14 protein-coding genes and 4 pseudogenes are annotated in these 16,854 nt (G+C 69.1%); 11 read left to right on the top strand and 7 right to left on the bottom strand.

Annotated elements, in window-relative coordinates:
* Positions 1-112 precede the first annotated feature (112 nt).
* Positions 113-1,441 carry a cytochrome P450 family protein gene (locus tag OG798_RS03365; RefSeq protein ID WP_121418700.1) on the top strand — a complete coding sequence of 443 codons (1,329 nt, stop codon included), beginning with the start codon at positions 113-115 and terminating at the stop codon, positions 1,439-1,441.
* Between the two features lie 229 nt (positions 1,442-1,670).
* Positions 1,671-1,818: pseudogene (locus OG798_RS56390) on the top strand (IS630 family transposase); the annotation flags it as partial.
* Positions 1,819-1,904: 86 nt separating this feature from the next.
* On the opposite strand, the gene OG798_RS03355 reads toward OG798_RS56390, so the two are convergent.
* Entirely contained in the window at positions 1,905-2,642 is a 738-nt protein-coding gene (locus OG798_RS03355; RefSeq protein ID WP_121417911.1) for a MerR family transcriptional regulator, read from the bottom strand.
* 47 nt (positions 2,643-2,689) lie between these two features.
* On the opposite strand from OG798_RS03355, the gene OG798_RS03350 reads away from it, so the two are divergent.
* Positions 2,690-3,172 (top strand): DUF6194 family protein, encoded by a 483-nt coding sequence (locus OG798_RS03350; protein WP_328759974.1) that lies wholly within the window; start codon positions 2,690-2,692, stop codon positions 3,170-3,172.
* Positions 3,156-3,379: pseudogene (locus OG798_RS03345) on the top strand (transposase); the annotation flags it as partial. The gene OG798_RS03350 and the pseudogene OG798_RS03345, both read left to right, overlap by 17 nt.
* A 13-nt stretch (positions 3,380-3,392) precedes the next feature.
* Here OG798_RS03345 and OG798_RS03340 read toward each other — a convergent pair.
* The 3 genes and pseudogenes from OG798_RS03340 to OG798_RS03330 all read right to left on the bottom strand — a co-directional run.
* Positions 3,393-4,286, bottom strand: a pseudogene (locus tag OG798_RS03340) (alpha/beta fold hydrolase); the annotation flags it as partial.
* 85 nt (positions 4,287-4,371) lie between these two features.
* Positions 4,372-5,143 (bottom strand): annotated as a pseudogene (locus OG798_RS03335) (RNA polymerase sigma factor).
* A 125-nt stretch (positions 5,144-5,268) separates the two neighbouring features.
* The gene (locus tag OG798_RS03330; protein WP_328756204.1) at positions 5,269-6,024 is read right to left on the bottom strand and encodes an aldo/keto reductase; all 756 of its coding nucleotides are present in this window, start codon (positions 6,022-6,024) and stop codon (positions 5,269-5,271) included.
* Positions 6,025-6,101: 77 nt separating this feature from the next.
* Between OG798_RS03330 and OG798_RS03320 the strand changes: the two genes are divergently transcribed.
* From OG798_RS03320 to OG798_RS03305, 4 genes are all read left to right on the top strand, one after another.
* Complete coding sequence (locus tag OG798_RS03320; protein ID WP_443053701.1) at positions 6,102-6,707, top strand: TetR/AcrR family transcriptional regulator; 606 nt, start codon at positions 6,102-6,104, stop codon at positions 6,705-6,707.
* 24 nt (positions 6,708-6,731) lie between these two features.
* Entirely contained in the window at positions 6,732-7,358 is a 627-nt protein-coding gene (locus OG798_RS03315) for an IS607 family transposase (protein ID WP_267059632.1), read from the top strand.
* A gap of 71 nt (positions 7,359-7,429) precedes the next feature.
* Positions 7,430-8,470, top strand: coding sequence for a hypothetical protein (locus tag OG798_RS03310; protein WP_328756201.1), 1,041 nt, complete (start codon positions 7,430-7,432; stop codon positions 8,468-8,470).
* Positions 8,471-8,540: 70 nt separating this feature from the next.
* Positions 8,541-9,326, top strand: a complete 786-nt coding sequence (locus OG798_RS03305) for a zinc ribbon domain-containing protein (protein ID WP_328756200.1) — start codon at positions 8,541-8,543, stop codon at positions 9,324-9,326.
* A 270-nt stretch (positions 9,327-9,596) separates the two neighbouring features.
* Here the strand turns inward: OG798_RS03305 and OG798_RS03300 are convergent, their stop codons facing one another.
* Together OG798_RS03300 and OG798_RS03295 are read right to left on the bottom strand one after the other, a co-directional pair.
* Positions 9,597-10,142: an AAA family ATPase gene (locus OG798_RS03300; protein ID WP_328756199.1), complete on the bottom strand. Its 546-nt coding sequence runs from the start codon at positions 10,140-10,142 to the stop codon at positions 9,597-9,599.
* 620 nt (positions 10,143-10,762) lie between these two features.
* Positions 10,763-11,698, bottom strand: a complete 936-nt coding sequence (locus tag OG798_RS03295; protein ID WP_095857142.1) for a LysR family transcriptional regulator — start codon at positions 11,696-11,698, stop codon at positions 10,763-10,765.
* A 133-nt stretch (positions 11,699-11,831) separates the two neighbouring features.
* On the opposite strand from OG798_RS03295, the gene OG798_RS03290 reads away from it, so the two are divergent.
* On the top strand, positions 11,832-13,106 hold the full coding sequence (locus tag OG798_RS03290) for an MFS transporter (protein WP_267060321.1): 1,275 nt from the start codon (positions 11,832-11,834) through the stop codon (positions 13,104-13,106).
* 104 nt (positions 13,107-13,210) lie between these two features.
* On the opposite strand, the gene OG798_RS03285 is transcribed toward OG798_RS03290, so the two are convergent.
* Positions 13,211-13,828, bottom strand: coding sequence for a TetR/AcrR family transcriptional regulator (locus OG798_RS03285; protein WP_328756198.1), 618 nt, complete (start codon positions 13,826-13,828; stop codon positions 13,211-13,213).
* A gap of 173 nt (positions 13,829-14,001) precedes the next feature.
* Here OG798_RS03285 and OG798_RS03280 point away from each other — a divergent pair, with 173 nt between their 5' ends.
* Positions 14,002-15,150, top strand: coding sequence for an FAD-dependent oxidoreductase (locus OG798_RS03280; RefSeq protein ID WP_097227167.1), 1,149 nt, complete (start codon positions 14,002-14,004; stop codon positions 15,148-15,150).
* A 477-nt stretch (positions 15,151-15,627) separates the two neighbouring features.
* Positions 15,628-16,854 carry an acyl-CoA dehydrogenase family protein gene (locus OG798_RS03275; protein ID WP_095857145.1) on the top strand — a complete coding sequence of 409 codons (1,227 nt, stop codon included), beginning with the start codon at positions 15,628-15,630 and terminating at the stop codon, positions 16,852-16,854.

Below are 16,854 nucleotides of genomic sequence, written 5' to 3'. Positions count from 1 at the left end.
CGGGGGCGTGGCGGACCTGCGTACCGTGCCGAACGGGCCGGACCAGCACGATGTGCCGGATGCGCAGGGCGTCCCGGATCTGCGTGCTGGGCGGGGTGGGTGTCCGTATGTGATGGACGGGTTGGGGCGGGACGTGCAGGGGGAGGGCGCGTTGTTGCGGGGGCAGGGTGAGGCGGCGCGGGTGGTGTTGCCGGGTGGGGTGGGAGCGTGGGCGGTGACGGATCCGGCGGTGATCCGTGGGTTGTTGACGGATGGGCGGGTCTCGAAGGATGCCTATCGGCATTGGCCGGCGTGGCAGCGGGGTGAGGTGGGGGCCGAGTGGCCCTTGGCGGTGTGGGTGTCGGTGCAGAATCTGGTGACGTCGTACGGGGCGGAGCACCGCCGGCTGCGGGGGTTGATGGGGTCGGCTTTCACGGCGCGGCGGGTGGGGTTGTTGGGTCCGCGAGTGGGGGAGATCGCGGCAGGGCTGCTGGAAGGGATGGAGGCGGCGGCGCGGGAGGCTCGGGGCGGCGTGGTGGATGTGCGGGCGTTGTATGCGCAGCCGTTGCCGAGCCGGGTGATGCTGGAGTTGTTCGGGATTCCGGAGGAATTCCGGGGGGCGTTGCGGGAGATCATTGAGGGGTTTTTCGCCACGGGGGTGTCGTTGGAGGATGCGCGGCGTAACTACGCGGCGCTGTACCGGACGATGGGGGAGTTGGTGGCGTTCAAGCGGCGTTGTCCAGGTGAGGACCTGACGAGTGCGCTGATCGCTGCGGGGAGCGGAGCGGATCCCGCGGATCCGGCCGCCCTTTCGGACCTCACAGACCTCACAGACCTCGCAGACGGTGCTGGGGGTACGGGCGTGGGTGGCCCGGAGGCTGCGGGGGGTGGGGGGTTGAGCGAGAAGGAGCTGGTGGACAACCTGATCATGTTGTTGAGCGCGGGGTGTGAGCCGACGGTGAATCTGCTGGCGAACGCGGTGGTGTTGTTGCTGCGGGAGCCGGGGCAGTTGGAGTTGGTGCGGTCGGGGCGGGCGTCGTGGGGGGACGTGGTGGAGGAGGCGTTGCGGGTGGAGGCGCCGGGGGCGAATGCGATCTTGCGGTATGCGGTGGAGGATGTGCGGGTGGGGGAGACGGTGATCCCGCGCGGGGATGCGCTGGTGATCGGGTTCGCGGCGGCGGGGCGGGATCCGGGGGTCCACGGGGAGGATGCGGAGCGGTTCGATGTGACGCGGGCGACGCGGCGGGAGCATTTGTCGTTCGGTCATGGGGTGCACTACTGCCTGGGCGCGCCGTTGGCGCGGCTGGAGGCCGAGATTGCCCTTCAGGCGTTGTTCGCCCGCTTTCCCGGGATGCGGCTGGCGGTGGAGCCGGGTGCGCTGCGTCCGACGGAGTCGTTCATTTCGAACGGGCCGCGGGAGGTGCCGGTGTTGTTGGGCCCGCCTGCTGACGGGATGAGGTGACGAGCCGGCCCGCACCCTGCTCGGGCAGGCTCGGGACGATGATCGCTGGGGAGACGTGCCCGCGTTCCCGGCGACGAGCGACTCTGCCTCGCACGGCATCTGCCGGTTTCTCGGCACGACCAGGCGATACATGCAGCCCGCATGAACTGCCGACACCTTGCCGACCAAATCGACACTTTGCCCACAACTGCCCCGCCGGGACCACACCGGCGGGGCCTTCTCGTCTGCCGTGGACGAGTTCGGCCCGCTCAACCTTCAGTCGCATCCTGGCCGGCAGTGGGCCGCGCGCGGCGGCATGGGCAAGGATTCCGACCGCGACCCAGTCCCGGCGGCGCGCGACCTACACCCACCCGCACGGGGTCCGGCACCTGTTCGCCTTACCGACTACGCCAGCCACCCAGGGCAAGGCAGCATGATCCGCCGCTCCATTATCTGGGGAAGTGGCCACGCTGACCACCAGCGCCTACGAGCCGTGGTCGCCAACGACGACTGCCAGGTCTGCACCCGCTCGGAGTAGGGCCACGGTCCGTGTGGCGATCTGGTCAAGGCGTTGTTGCAGGATGCGTTGGGTTTTGCCCAGGCTGTCGAGTTGGTGCAGGGAGCCCATGACCTCGCGCACTGCGGGAATGCTGTAACCGGTGGCGCGCAGGGCCGCGACGATTCGGGCCGCTCTGATGGCTGAGAGACCGTAGCGGCGTGCTTGCAGTGACGTCACTCGCTCGGGCGTGACAAGCCCTTCCTGCTCCCAGAACCGCAGAGTGGAGGGTCGTACATTGAGCGCTCCAGCGAGCTGTGTGATCGTCATGGCGTCACTCTCCTGCTCGAACTCGGTTGTGTGCGCTTCGGCTTGGATCGCCCGCAACGCTTGTTGAGCGCGAAGAGCCTCCTCTCGTTCCCGCGCGAGCCGAACATGGACCGCGTTGATCGCCGAGGCCGCCTCCGCGAGCGTCTCCGATCGCAGGTCCGCGAGCATGTGCCGGGCTGCGACAGGTCCAACAGCACCTGCGAGCCCTCGATAGGCGCGTAGGGCATGCACGTGCAGCGCAGTGTAGGAACGGTATCCGTTGCTCGATCGAGCGGCTGGGGGAATGACTCCCAGACGCTCCAGGTCGCGAACCTGTTGCACCGAGTACCCCGACTCTCCGGCGACATCGACGGTTCGGAGCGGTACCCGTCGTGAACCGCTCACCAGCTCGCCCATCGGCCAACCCCACATAAGCACTTGAAGGTGATGCTTGAACCATGAGTATGGAACAGATCATCGCGACCGTGCGAGGCTTCGTCGGCGCGCTCGTGGTTGTCCCGGAGCGGGGCGGCGACTTCCCCGAGCTCGTGTGGGGAGACGCGTTCTTCTACTACGCCCCCGACGGTCGGGTGCCTCAGAACGTCCAGCCCTACGGGACCATCGTCACCAAGAACTACCCTGACGACGCCGCTTCCGACCTTGACTCTCCGGGCCGCCGGCGCCTGAACATCCACGTCGACCGTGCGACGTTCCGAGAGCTCACTGGGGAGGAGCCGCGCAGCCTCACCCGACCCCGCGACTACGCGGCGGCCGACACCGTGATGCCGCACCCGGTCTATGGGGCACTCGGCTGGATCTCTGTCATCAATCCTGGTGAGAGGACGACGGACACGGCCGTGCGGCTTTTGCGCAGCGCCCACGACGCCGCTCGTGCCCGGTGCGCGCGGCGACACGCAACGCGACGGTCGCAGGAGAATGACAGGTAACCGTGTCGACTGCAAGGCCTGGGAGGAGTCTGGGGCCAAGGCCGCCGTCGGCGACACCACTACGATCGCCGACGGCGGCTACCCGGGCACCGGCCTCCTGATGCCCACCGGCGCCGCAAGGGAGAAGGACTACCTGAACGGAGCCAGGCACACAACAAGTTCCACAAACAGCGCCGCGCCCGTGTCGAGCACGACTTCGCTCAAATGACTTGACGTCAGGGGAGTTCACGGACGTCACGAAACGCGTCACCGCCTGCGAGAAGGCCTCCGGCTCCTCGAGGTGACCGAAGTGCCCGCTGTTCTCCAGGATCAGCAGCTCCGATCCGGGGATCAGCAGGTGCAGTTCCTCGGCCCATCGCACCCCGCAGATGACGTCGTGGCGGCCGACGACGACGAGGGTCGGTACGGTGAGTGAGCCGAGGTCCGCACGGTCGTCGATGACGTGCGGGGAGAGGTTCTCGTCCAGCCCGGAGATGTGCGCGGCCCGCACCGAGGCACGCATGGAAGCGAACTCCTCCTCGCGCCCCCAGTAGTCGGCGAAGTACGCGGGAAGCAGCCCCCTGGCGACGGCTGTCATCTGTGCGTCGTCGGAGATGGTGGGGATCGCCTGGAACGCGGCCAGGACCTCGGGGAGTTCGGGGTGGTCGGCGTGGAGCGTGGCGAACGACTGCACCAGGCGCATGGCCTCGGCGCCGTGTTCGGAACCGGTCAGCGGCGCGCTCTCGTAGAGGATCACCCCGGCGATGCGCTCGGGGTGGTGCAGGGCGTGGTACTGGGCGACGAAGCCGCCGTGCGAGTGGCCCAGCAGGAACACCTCGGGGACGCCGAGGTGTTCGACCAGCGCCCCGAGGAACCGGCTGTACCGGGCCCGGGAGTAGCCGTGAGGGTGGGAGGGCAGGATGCCGGAGCCGCCGGTGCCGATCGGCTCCGGGTAGACGATCGTCAGATGCCGCTCCAGCGCGGGCATGCGCAGGTACTCCCAGACGATGCCAGGTCCACCGGAGTGCGCGACGCACACCGGACCCGTGCCGTGGACGTGATAGCGCTGCACGACTCCGTCGATCTCGACGGTGTGCGTTCCGGCGGCCAGAGGTTCGGTCGCAGAGGTGGTCATGGGGTCTCCGTATCCGGCAGGTGTCGATGACACCGGCATGACGCTGGAGAGAGGACGAAGTTCGACCCGGACCGCGTGACGCCCGTCACATCGGAGTGAGTGACTGGAGGGCCTGCACCGGCCGAGGATGCAGGAGACGGAGCCGGTGCGGACGACCGGCGTCGTCGAGGGTCATCAGCCAGGCCACCGAGGGCGGGCAGTGGTCGGGGTTGTCGGCGGGGCTGAGGAGGTCCATCTCCCAGACGGCAAGGGACCGGCCGGCCACGGCATGGACCAGGCGCTGCCGTACACCGGCCTCGAGGTCACCGTCCATGCCGCGCGCGAGGACGCTCCTGTCACCCACGGGGTCGTTCCCCCTGAGCAGGGCGATCTCGGGCGACCAGCGCTCCGTCATCAGCGCGCCGAATCGTCCGCTCTCGGCGGCGGCCAGTGTCTCGTGTGCCTCGGCACGGCTGGCCCGGAGGCGCTGCGCGGTGTTTCCAGTCCCGCATCGCGTGCTGCTCCAGCCACCGCTCCGGACCGGCGTCCGTGGCGGGCAGGTGCAGATCGTCGATCGGCTGGGCGGGAACGGAGGACCGCAACAGGGAACGGCTGGCGTTGCGCACGATCATCCGCAGCCATGCGCCCACGGCCGCCGGGTCGCGGACGTCGCCCACGCGACGGAGCGCCGTCACAGCCGCGTCCTGGACCACGTCGTCGACATCGGGCCCCGGCCCCAGAATGCTCAGCGCCACCGCGCGCATACCTGCCCGGTGCCGTTCCAGCAGTAGGCCGAGGGCGGTGACCTCACCCGCCTGCGCGGCACGGGTGAGCGCCGCGTCCTCGACGCACGCGGCTTCGTCCGACGTCTGGTTCACGTGGCCCCCCTTCCAGCGTCCGCCGTCGTGCGTGACCGTACTACGTGATCGCCATGCCTCCCCCACGGTGGGCCGGTGCGGGGGCCGTTGTGCCACGCCGGAGCGCCACGGCCTCCCCGCATCGCTCAGTAACGCCCGCCCACCGCCTGCGCGGCCAGCCCGCCGAGCGCTGCGACCTCGCCGGCCGTCAGCTCGATGTCAGCGGCGGCCACGTTCTGCTCCAGCCATTTCACGCGCTTGGTTCCCGGGATGGGCACCACGGGAATGCCGAGGTGCTCACTGCGCGCCTGCACCCAGGCGAGCGCCAGCTGGGCCGGAGCCACATCCTTCTCCTCCGCCAGCGCGCGGACGGCGTCCGCGATGACCTGGTTGGCCGTCGTCCGGAAGCGGGGAAGCCGATTGCGGGCATCGCCGGGCGGCAGGGATGTCACATCGACCGTGCCCGTCAGGAAGCCCCGGCCGAGTGGCGAGTACGCGACCAGGGCCACGCCCAGCTCACGCAGACAGTCCGCGACCGCCGTCTCGGGATCGCGGGACCAGATCGAGTAATCGCTCTGCACCGCAGCGATCGGATGAACGGCGTGGGCACGCCGCAGGAGTGCGGCATCGACCTCGGAAAGGCCGATGTGCCGGATCTTTCCCGCCTTCACCAGCTCCGCCATGGCCCCGACGGACTCCTCGATCTCAGCTGTCTGCGGCGGCCGGTGCAGGTAGTAGAGATCGATGTGGTCGACACACAGACGCATGAGGGAGGCGTCACACGCGCCCTTGATGTAGTTCGCCTCCCCGCGCAGCACCCAAGTGTCGCTGCCCATGCGGTCGATACCCGTCTTCGTCGCGAGTTGCGCCTCGTCCCGACGGCCGCTGATGGCCCGGCCCACCAACACCTCATCGAACGGAGACAGTCCGTGATCAAGACTTCACTCGGTGGCCTCACCACGTCGTCCCAGGGGCTCGGATGCATGGGAATGAGCGAGGGGTACGGCCCGACCAGTTGGGACGACGCGATCGACACCATCCGTCGCGCCCTGGACCTGGGGTGTCACACTCATCGACACGGCCGACGCCTACGCCTTCGGCCACAACGACGAGTAAGGACGCACCGCTGGACAGCATCGCCAGAGCTGCCGCGGTGGGCATCGGTACTCTCTACCGGCACTTTCCGACGCGGGAGGCCCTCGTCCTGGCCACCTACCAGCACGAGGTGGAGCAGCTGTGCTCCACCGCCGACGATCTCCTCAGGACGCTGCCGCCGAACCAGGCACTGTGCGAGTGGATGGCCCGATTGGCCAGTCTGCTGGTCGCGAAGCAGCACATGTCCGAAGCGTTGCGGAGCGTGGGGCCTTCCAGCGGAGCATGGGCGTCAGAGTCGTACGCGCAGGTCTTCGACACGATCGACACCCTTGTCGCCGCGGGCGTCGCCGCTGGAACGATTCGGTCCGACCTCGAGACAGCCGATGTGGTGCTGGCCATGAGTGGGCTTCTACGCCTGGACGTGGCCGGAGACTGGAAAGGCCAGGCCGACCGACAGATCAGGCTCACCAACTTCATTAGTTATCCCTAGTGTTGTGTATGTATGGTTGGGCATATGGAGTTGCTGCGTATGTCCAAGGCTGCGAAGCGTCTGGGGATTCACCCGATGACGCTTCGCCAGTGGGCTGTCGATGGCAAGATCCCGTTCATGTGGGTCGGCCGTGAGCGCCGGTTCTCCTCGGTCGATGTGGAGAACATGAAGCGTGGTAGCGCCTCTTCAATCTCCCGTCCGAGGCGGGAGATTTTGTATGTGCGTGTCTCGGGTTCGTCCGGGCAGGAGTCCTCGCTGGCCGCGCAGGAGGAGGAGTTGCGGGCCACGTCCACGGGCGAGGTCGTGAAGGTCGTCAAGGACCGTGGCTCTGGTCTGCGGGAGAACCGGCCCGGCCTGAACCGGGTGCTGGCGATGGTGTCCGACGGCTCGGTGAGCGTGGTGCGGGTGACGCATGAGGATCGTCTCGCGCGGTTCGGTGTGGGGTGGCTCAAGCAGCTGTTCGCCGTGCACGGCGTCACGCTCGAAGTGCTGCACCCGAAGAAGTCCGGCGGGCGGGATGAACTCCTCGAGGACTTTGTCTCGTTGGTCACCACGTTCGCGGGGCGGCTGTACGGGATGCGCAGTGCGCAGGCGCGGAAGCGGTTGCTGGCGGAGAGCGGCCAGTGCGCGGGCGGCGGTGATGCCGGGTGAGTCGGAAGCTGCCGCTCGCCGAGGGCGAGACCTCCCGCACCGCGTGCGCGCGTGGCTTGTTACGCACGGGCGTGGATGAGAGGACCGGCGAACTTCTGTCCGCTGCTGCGCTGGCGGAGCGCGTGGTCTGGTGCGTGAGCCTGGTGTCGGGCATGGTCAGTGCGCTGACCGTCGAGCGCTGGAACACCGCCGACGTGGACACTCTGGCAGCCGGCGAGGACGCCGGGGGCAGGAAACTGCCGTCGAACGCGTGGATGGCGCTGCGCCGCCTCGGCTGGACCGTCGCGCCGCCCGAGGGTGTCAAGGTCAACGATCGGATCGTCCGCATGGCGCAGGAGCAGGCCGGGCGTGCTCTGCGGTCGGCGAAGTGGCGCGCCGACCTGACGGCCGGTGTCCTCACGACGTGGCCGGGTGATCCGGCCAGGCGCACGGCGGACGAGTGGGACGCGGTGCGCGAGGCGGTGCCCGGCGGCCAGTTCCTGCCGTCCAGCGTGATCAAGTCCCGCACCCGGCAGACGGCTTCCTTCAACGCCAAGAACGGCCGGATGCCGGTCGATGTGTTCGAACTGGAACCCGCGCCTCGCACCGCACGCATGCTGCTGCTCTCGGCGTGCGACGGGCAGCAGGCCACCATCGAACGTGCCGACGAACCCGGCCGCGCCCTGCTGAGGCTCCAGCTCCCCACCCGCCCCGATCCGGCCTCGTACAAAGACTGGACCTGGGTTGCCTGCCCCATCTCGCTGCCGCCGACGATCCCGGCCGGTGCGGTGCTGCACCTGCCCACCCTGCGTATCCACCGGGACCGGGTCCGGGCGGATCTCGCCTACACCCACGCCGTTCCCAAGACTTCCCGCACCGGTCACACGATCGCGCTGGGCGTGGACTGGGGCCTGAACACCCTGCTGTCCGCCGGAGCCGCACGCCTGCACGACGACGGCCAGATCACCGCCCTCGGCTCCGGCGGACAGTTCCGGGCCGCCGGGGTCCTCGCCAAACAGCACCGGCTCCGGCGGCTGTCCGAGCACCTGCACGCCAAGACCGACCGCTACCAGCCTCACGGGCGGGGACAAGCAGCATTCGCTGACCGCCAAGCACACGGTCCTGTCCGATGAGATCCGGCACGTCTGCGACCGGCGTTCGCACCTCAACGACGCCCTCGCGTGGGCTGCCGCACGCTGGACAGTGGATCAGGCCATCACCGCCTCGGCCACGGTGATCCACGTCGAAGACCTGCGGTCGATGGAAGCCAGAGGCATGGGCCGCACCGTGAACACCCGCCTCTCCCAGCAGGTGCGCGGACAGATCGTGGACCACATGCGCCACCTCGCCGCCGAAGCGGGGATCGCTGTCGTCACCGTCCCGGCGCGCAACACCTCCAAGCACTGCCCCCAGTGCCTCACCCCGCTGCGGCACCGCAAAGCCCCCGACCGGCCCACCGCACCCGGATGGAAATGGGCCCTCTGCCCCAGCTGCCGGTGGCAGGGCGACCGCGACCAAGGCGCCTGGCGGCGTATCGCCGCACGCGGCCTCACCCACCAGACCAAGACCGTCACTGACCGCGCCAGCGGCGCGATGGTGATCCGCACGGTGGTGGACAAGCTCGAAACCCGCGCAGTCATCACAGCGACTGCCGACAAGACCAGCCGGAACGACCGGTCCAAGACCGGCCCCACCCGGCCTCGAACCACACGTCCGACGCCCAGGCGACGCCGGACACCCTCCCCCACCAGACCCACAGGTCCGGCAGGCAAGCGTCCGGAGGGACACACTCACACGGACCGGACCCGGCTGCCCCGCGCAGCCCACCGGCACCAGGGCGTGACAACGATCAGCACACCCACCGCGAGCCGACACAGGCCGCGAGGAGCAGCACTGGGCGCGGGCTTCCACCTGCACGCCCACGCCACCCCTCAACGGTGGGCAATCCCGTCGCCAGACACCACGTCTGACACGGGATCGCTTAGCTGATTAGCGACGCTCCTCATGGACGGCCTGCAGGCCGGGACGCATCCGCATCCCCTGAACAGCGGTACGGCCGAGTGAACACCGGTACGGCCGAGGCGTGATCCTGGAGACCTTCCGGCCCTGTTCAGTGCGCCCCTGTGACCCGCGAAAGGAGATAGGGGCACACGAATCGGGCTGTACGCAGGGCTCGACCTGATCCAGGCGTTCGCTCCGGAAGTTGTCTACCCGCTGGACTGGCTGTACCCCGGGCGCCTTTCACGACGCCCGGGTGCCCTACCTGTCCGAACCCACCCCGATACGGGCCAACACCTGGTCGGCCAACTCCGGCGGTGTCAGCTCTCCGTCCAGGAACACCGTGTCGCCGGGCAGGGTGTCGACCGCGGCCATGCACGGTTCGATCTTGTCCTTGGCCCAGCGTCGGACCTGCTCCTCCCGCTCGGGATCATCAGGGAAGAAGATCCGTCCGTCGATCCGCTTCTCCAAGACCTCTCGAGAGACCTTGAGGAAGAAGTGGTGAAGGTCGATGCCTGTGTTCTTCAACACGCCGAAAATCTCGCCGACATAGCCGGGGTCGACCACGGTCATGGGGACCAGGACCGGGCGGCGGTACTCCTCGATCAGCCCTACCGCCAGGTCGGCAACCTGCCGCCGCCACAGCCGAAGATCCTGGAAGTCGCCAGTCGGCACCTCCACGATCTCCCGCAGTATGAAACCGACCATCTCCGGGTCATAGACCAGTGCCTCGGGCCAACGAGGACGCAACTCGTCCACCAACGTGGTCTTACCGCTGCCGAACGCACCGTTCACCCAGACGATCAACGCGATCCTTCCCACCCCGTCGCCAGGCCCGCGCGTCGAACCCGGCGTGTCGGACCAGCATGCCGCTCGACCTGAGTGAGGCCAAATTCCATGGCCAGATCATGCCCGGAAGATCGATGAGTGGCGCCGAAGCCAAGCTGCCAAGCGGAGCCGGTTCGCGTTGCCGCAGACAACGGGCCACCAGGGCAAGCTCCGACCCGCCCCTGGCTGCCAACTCGCCTCCCCGAGTTGTCGGTGAGTAGTGATGAGGCAGGGACCTGGTCTCGGAAGACGTCGTGGTCGTAGCCGTGGTCGGCGAAGACCAGGTGATGTCTCAAGCCGCCCTGGCCCCGATCGACCGGCGGCGGGCCCGTCTGGGGCCCGCCTCTCTTGGGGTTCGGGCGTGGGAGGAGTCGACCATCCGCCGGACAGGGCCGAGTCCAGCCGATAGTGGGGATTCTTGAGAACGGCCCGGACCACCCCTTGCCTCACCCGGTCCCCTTCTCGACGAAGTGGCCTTGATCACCGGGAAGGCACATGAGGCATACGGAGGGGGAGAGCAGGAGTGTGCCGATGGGCGCGACGGCCCGCGAGCCGCCGTCCGTCGATCCGGCAACGATGTTCGCGGACGCGGCGTTCGTTCAGCGCGGAATCACCCAGTCCGGCGCCCAGGTCCCCGTGGCGTCGTGGTCGGCCGCTGTGGCGGCGAGGTGGGCGCGGAGGGTGGCCAGTGCCGGGTGGGGGTTGTCGCGGTGCCAGAGGAGCGAGTGCGGGTAGACAGGCGTCGGGTCGGTCACCGGGATGCGGCGCAGGCCGTGGCCGGAGGGCCAGACGAGGCGGGTGTGCCCGCCCATGAAGGTGGCCAGGGCCGGGGTGTCGGCGACGGTGTCGAGGAGCGCGTCGGAACCGAAGTTGGGGCCCGTCGCCTCGATGGTGAGGCCGAACTCGGCGACGAGGTCGTCGTAGTAGGCGGCCCACTCGGTACCGGGGACGATGCCGGGCATCCAGATCCGGTGCCCGGCGAGCTGAGCGACAGTCACCGACCGGGCGCCCGCCAGCGCGTGCGCGGGGCCGGTGAGGAGCTGGAGCGGCTCGTCGAGCACCCGGACGGACTCGATGTCCTCGGGAAGGGGCCGGCCGGGCGCGGCGACGGCACGGAAGGACGCGTCGATTGCACCGGAACGGATGGCGGCGACGGCCGTCTCGATGTCGAACAGCATCACCACGTCGAGGTCGATCTCGGGATGCGCACGGTAGAAGCCGCGCATCAGGCCCGCCGCCGCGCCGCGCGAGGCGATCACGTCGACGCGCAGCGGACGGCGGCCGGGGCGCACGGACGCGACCGCGCGCTCCGCGACGCGCAGCAGCTCGCGCGCGTGGGGCAGGAACGCCTGCCCGTCGATGGTGAGCTCGGCGCCGCGCGCGGTGCGAGTGAACAGCCGCACGCCGAGGTTGCGCTCCAGCGCGGCGATGCGCTTGGAGACAGCCTGCTGGGTGACCGCCAGTTCGGCGGCGGCCTCCTGGAACTGCCCTGCGTCGGCGGCGACGACGAAGGTCCGGACGGTATCGAGGTCCATGCCGATACCCTACGAGCACAACCAATGGTTGTGACCGACGGCCCTACGGTTGTTTGATCCCAGGGTATGACGCTCGCTTTGATGCTTCCGAACGCGGATCGGTTGTGCGGGTGAGGGGCGAGGGGCGTCGGGTATGAGGAGCGGGCACCGGCTGGGACATCTGCTCGGACGTCGGCTGGGGTGGCGGTTCGGGTGGCTGTGGGGCGCGTACGGGACCAGCGCGCTCGGTACGTGGCTCGCCTTCGGCGCGTTCCCGCTGATCGCCATCCGGGTGCTGCACGCCGGACCGGCCGAGGTCGCCGCGCTCTCCTCCGTAGGGGCTGCGGTGGGCGCGGCCGTGGCCGTGCCGCTCGGCCCGTGGGTGGAGTTCCGCCGCAAGCGGCCGGTGCTGATCGCGATGGACCTGGTGCGGTTCGCGGCGCTGCTGACGATCCCCGCCGCGTTCGCGCTCGGCGTGCTCACCTTCCTTCAGCTCCTGCTGGTCTCGGTCGTCGTCGCGGCGGCCGACATCACCTTCCGCGCCGCCTCCGGCGCGTACCTGAAGACCCTGCTGCGGGCCGAGGACCTGCTCGTCGCCAACGCCCGATTCGAGTCCACGGCCTGGACGACCACGATCATCGGACCGCCGCTGGGCGGCGCGGCGATCGCGCTCCTCGGTCCGGTGGCGACGGTGGTGGCCGACGCGGTCAGCTATCTGCTCTCGGCCCTGGGCATCCGCGCGACGGGCGGCCACGAGCCGCGGCCCGAGCGCCGGGAGGCCGCGCACCTGCGGGCCCGGGACCTGCTCGCCGGCTGGCGGTACATCCTCGCCGACGCGACGCTGCGCCCGCTGTTCTTCAACACCGCCTTGTTCAACGGCCTGGTGATGGCCGCCCAGCCGCTGCTTGCCGTCCTGATGCTCGGCCCACTCGGGTTCACACCGTGGCAGTACGGCCTCGCCTTCGCCGCGCCCTCGATCGGCGGGCTGCTCGGCTCGCGGCTGGCCCTACCGCTCGTCACCCGGTTCGGGCAGCACCAGGTCCTGGTCGTGACCGGGGCGCTGCGTGCCCTCTGGCCCGTCGGCCTGGCCTTCGTGGGGCCGGGTACCGGAGGGCTGCTGCTCGTGATGGGCGTCGAACTCGGGCTCATCTTCTGCTGCGGGGTCTTCAACCCCGTCTACGCCACCTATCGCCTCGAGCGCACCGCGACCGACCGGATCACCCGCACACTGTCCGCCTGGACGGTGACGACCAAGGCCTCGACCGCGCTCCTGACGGCCGTCTGGGGTGTGCTGGGCGGCCTGCTCGGCCCGCGTACGGCCATCGGCCTGGCCGGCGTGCTCCTGCTGGCCACCCCGCTGCTGCTTCCCCGCCGCACGGCAGCGCCTCTCGCCGAGCCGAAGCCGGAGCCGGCACCGGACCGCGCCTGACGGACCGCCACCGCCGTCACCGCGATCGGGCTGCGCCGCCCTTCTTCGCAGCGGCGGTTCACCCCTCCGTTCCAGGAGCTTTCAGGGTCGCCCATCCCGATGTGTCAGCTCTCGCAAGAGCCTGTGATTGCATCCCCGGAATCGTGCTGTGACTGCCAACCGTGGATCAGCAGGTCGAACACTGTCTCCACCGTCGCGCGTGGATCGTGCCGGCCCTTGGCCAAGGTCGGGACTTCCAGGACGAACCGTGCGAGTGCTGAGCATGCGAGATCATCCGCTTCGCGGCCGAGTTCCTCCGCGATGACGGCGCTGAGGGTGCCCGCGTGCCGCATCCACATACGCTCCGCGTACTCGCGGAGCGCGGGCGTTTGGTCCACCAGCGCGGTGAGCTGATGCAGACGTGGATCCGACGCGATCGGCACCCAGGACTTCAGCGCGTGGGCGCGGAGCGCCTCGACCACGCTCTGGTCCTTGGGTCGTTCACGGACGGCGGCGGTCAGTTCTGCCTCGACTTGCTCCTCGCGGTCGAAGACCAGTGCTTCCTTGCTCGGGAAGTGCGCGAAGAGGGTCGTCGTCGATACGTCGGCTCGTTCGGCGATGTCGCGGACACTCGCTTGTTCGAAGCCGTGTTCCAGGAAGAGGTCCAGCGCAGCGTCGGCGATGGCCTGCCTCGTCGCCGCCTTCTTGCGTTCGCGACGGCCAACGGTCGGAGAGTCGGGCATGGCGTCACTGTACCCCATAACTGGAATGAGGCCGAAACTGAAACGGTTGCACTTATGGACTCGTTTCTGCTTTCGTGGTCTCCGTAGGGGTTGCCGCATCCCGGTGGGGTCGCGGCACCGGTCATCGCCGCGCCGTGGCGTCACCGGAACCCCACCGACGAAAGGAATCCACCGTGGACTCTCCGATGCCCGCAAACGCGCGGATCAGCATCATCGGTGCCGGCCCGGGAGGCCTCACCTGCGCGCGCATCCTGCAGCAGCACGGCATTCCGGTGACGGTGTACGACCGCGACTCAGAGGTGAGCTCCCGCAATCAGGGAGGCTCGCTCGACCTGCACAAGGAAGACGGCCAGCTCGCGCTCCGTGAAGCGGGCCTACTGGAGGAGTTCTTCGCGCTCGCCAGGCTCGAGAGCCAGGAAATGCGCCGCATGGACCCTGCAGGGCGCGTCCTTGCCCACCATCTGCCGGGCGAGGGCGAAACGGTCAGCCCCGAGATCGACCGCGGACAGCTTCGCGATCTCCTGCTGGGCTCGCTCGCTGCCGGGACGGTTCAGTGGGGACGCACTCTCGAATCAGTGAGCGGACCGGCCGACGGGCCGCGAACGCTGACGTTCGCCGACGGGACGGCCGTTGAAGCGGATCTCGTCATCGGTGCGGACGGTGCTTCCTCCCGAGTCCGCACTGCCGTGTCGCCCGCGACACCGCGCTACACCGGGGTCAGCTTCCTCGAGGCATGGTTCGACGACATGGAGACCGCACACCCCGAGCTTTCCGAACTGGTCGGCAAGGGCAGCGCTCACGTCGCCGACGGCGAGCGCGGCCTCTTCGCACAGCGCAACAGCGGTAGTCACATGCGCGTCTACATCATGCAGCGTGTCCCGGTGGACTGGATCACCACGAACGGGCTTCGCCCCGAGGACACAGAGGGCATCCGCGCGCACCTGTTGAGCGAGTACGCGGCCTGGTCACCGCAGACACTCCGGATGATCACCGACAACGACGGCCCCTACGTCGATCGTCCGCTGTTCGCCCTGCCGGTGCCGCACACATGGGAGCACTCGCCCAGCGTGACACTCCTGGGAGACGCCGCACACCTCATGCCACCGCTCGGCGTCGGCGTCAACCTGGCCATGCTCGACGCCAGCGAACTCGCGCTCGCACTCGTCCACTCCTCCACCATCGAGGACGCTGTACGCAGCTACGAGAAGTCGATGCTCCCGCGCTCGGCCGACATAGCCCAGATGCTCGAAGGCGGCGCTGAGCATCTTCTGTCCGTGCCCGACCCCGACGAGATCGCGCCGTTCGGTCCGTCCCAGCCCTGACAACGCGGGCGCGGCTTGGAGGCCATCATCCGGTCCGCGGAGGCGATGCGGCGGCCCCTCAAGCCGTCGGGCGTCCGCGGGTCTGTAGTGGCGGCCGGCCGCCGCAGCGGCGAGTTCGTCCATCTCCGCCCTTGCCCGGGTCAGACGCTTGTAGCGGCCCTGCGTCGACCCGCCGCGACGACGGTGGGGTGGACCAGGGGTGGCCCAGGACCCAGCGCACTCGATGCGCTGGATCCCGTATGCGGCGCCCGGTCAGGGTGTGGATGTCCTCCAGTACCCGGTAGACCTCCCGCACCGGGCGGGGACGGGCCACTGGAGTGGTCCGCGGCGACAACGGCACTCCTGCGCGGCGCGGGTCCGGGGGACCGGCCCGGGATCCGCGTTTAATCGCGCCGGAGAACCGATACGCCAGGGGCGGAGAGCGCTGACGGGCGTGGATCTCCGGGCCACGTCCCACAGCGCTTGAGGGAGATTGCAATGAGCGGCACAACGACCTTGCCGACACCGTCCGGTCCCTACCTGGACGAGGGGCTGCTGCCCGCCGACTTCTACGCCTACGAGGACCTGCTGTCGGACACGGAGCGGGAGAAGCTCGAGTCCGTGCGCGAGTTCCTCCGCAAGCGGGTCGCACCGATCGTCGACGACCACTGGGCCCGGGCTGAGTTCCCCTTCCAGCTGATCGAGGGCTTCGGGGGGCTCGGTCTGATGGACTGGGCCGACCCGGACTCGCCGGAATCCAAGCCGAGCAACCTCTTCGCGGGCTTCCTCGCGCTGGAGTTGGCGCATGTCGACGCGTCCGTGGCCACGTTCGCGGGCGTGCACACGGGTCTGGCCATGGGCACCATCCTGACCTGCGGCTCCGACGAACAGAAGCGTCAGTGGCTGCCGAAGATGAGCCGCTTCGAGAAGATCGGCGCCTTCGGGCTGACCGAGCCGCACGGCGGCTCCGACGTGGCCGGCGGCCTGCAGACGACCGCGCGCCGTGACGGCGACGAATGGATCCTCGACGGCGCGAAGCGATGGATCGGAAACGCGACGTTCGCCGACCTGGTGGTCGTCTGGGCCCGCGATGTCGAGACCCGTCATGTGCTGGGCTTCGTCGTGGAGAAGGACACCCCCGGGTTCACCGCGACGAAGATCGAGAACAAGATGGCGCTGCGGATCGTGCAGAACGCCGACATCGTGCTCGACGGCTGCCGTGTTCCGGAGGCCAACCGGCTGCAGAACGCGAACTCGTTCAAGGACACCGCCAAGATCCTGCGCCAGACGCGCAGCGGGGTGGCGTGGCAGTCGGTGGGAGTGATGTTCGCCGCCTACGAGATCGCCCTGCAGTACGCGAAGGAGCGCGAGCAGTTCGGACGTCCGATCGGGGGCTTCCAGCTCGTGCAGGACCTGCTCGTGAAGATGCTCGGCAACGCCACGGCCTCGTGCGGGATGATGGTGCGCCTGGCCCAGTTGCAGGACGCCGGGGTGTTCCGGGACGAACAGTCCGCCCTGGCGAAGGCCTACTGCACCGTGCGGATGCGCGAGAACGTGGGGTGGGCGCGGGAACTGCTGGCAGGCAACGGCATTCTCCTCGACTACAAGGTCGGCCGCTTCGTCGCCGACGCCGAGGCCATCTACTCGTACGAGGGCACGCGGGAGATCCAGACCCTCATCGTCGGACGCGCCGTCACCGACGGCCTGAGCGCCTTCGTGAGGTGA

The sequence above is a fragment of the Streptomyces sp. NBC_00271 genome (assembly GCF_036178845.1).
In the GTDB taxonomy this organism is placed as follows: Bacteria; Actinomycetota; Actinomycetes; order Streptomycetales; family Streptomycetaceae; genus Streptomyces.
The sequence above is the reverse complement of the archived record's forward strand: the minus strand, read 5'-3'. Positions and strand labels throughout refer to the sequence as shown.

Coding starts and splice junctions, on each gene's coding strand:
- OG798_RS03365 (WP_121418700.1), top strand. CDS start 113: ATGGACGGGTTGGGGCGGGACGTGCAGGGGGAGGGCGCGTTGTTGCGG.
- OG798_RS03355 (WP_121417911.1), bottom strand. CDS start 2,642: ATGGGCGAGCTGGTGAGCGGTTCACGACGGGTACCGCTCCGAACCGTC.
- OG798_RS03350 (WP_328759974.1), top strand. CDS start 2,690: ATGGAACAGATCATCGCGACCGTGCGAGGCTTCGTCGGCGCGCTCGTG.
- OG798_RS03320 (WP_443053701.1), top strand. CDS start 6,102: ATGCATGGGAATGAGCGAGGGGTACGGCCCGACCAGTTGGGACGACGC.
- OG798_RS03315 (WP_267059632.1), top strand. CDS start 6,732: ATGGAGTTGCTGCGTATGTCCAAGGCTGCGAAGCGTCTGGGGATTCAC.
- OG798_RS03295 (WP_095857142.1), bottom strand. CDS start 11,698: ATGGACCTCGATACCGTCCGGACCTTCGTCGTCGCCGCCGACGCAGGG.
- OG798_RS03290 (WP_267060321.1), top strand. CDS start 11,832: ATGAGGAGCGGGCACCGGCTGGGACATCTGCTCGGACGTCGGCTGGGG.
- OG798_RS03285 (WP_328756198.1), bottom strand. CDS start 13,828: ATGCCCGACTCTCCGACCGTTGGCCGTCGCGAACGCAAGAAGGCGGCG.
- OG798_RS03275 (WP_095857145.1), top strand. CDS start 15,628: ATGAGCGGCACAACGACCTTGCCGACACCGTCCGGTCCCTACCTGGAC.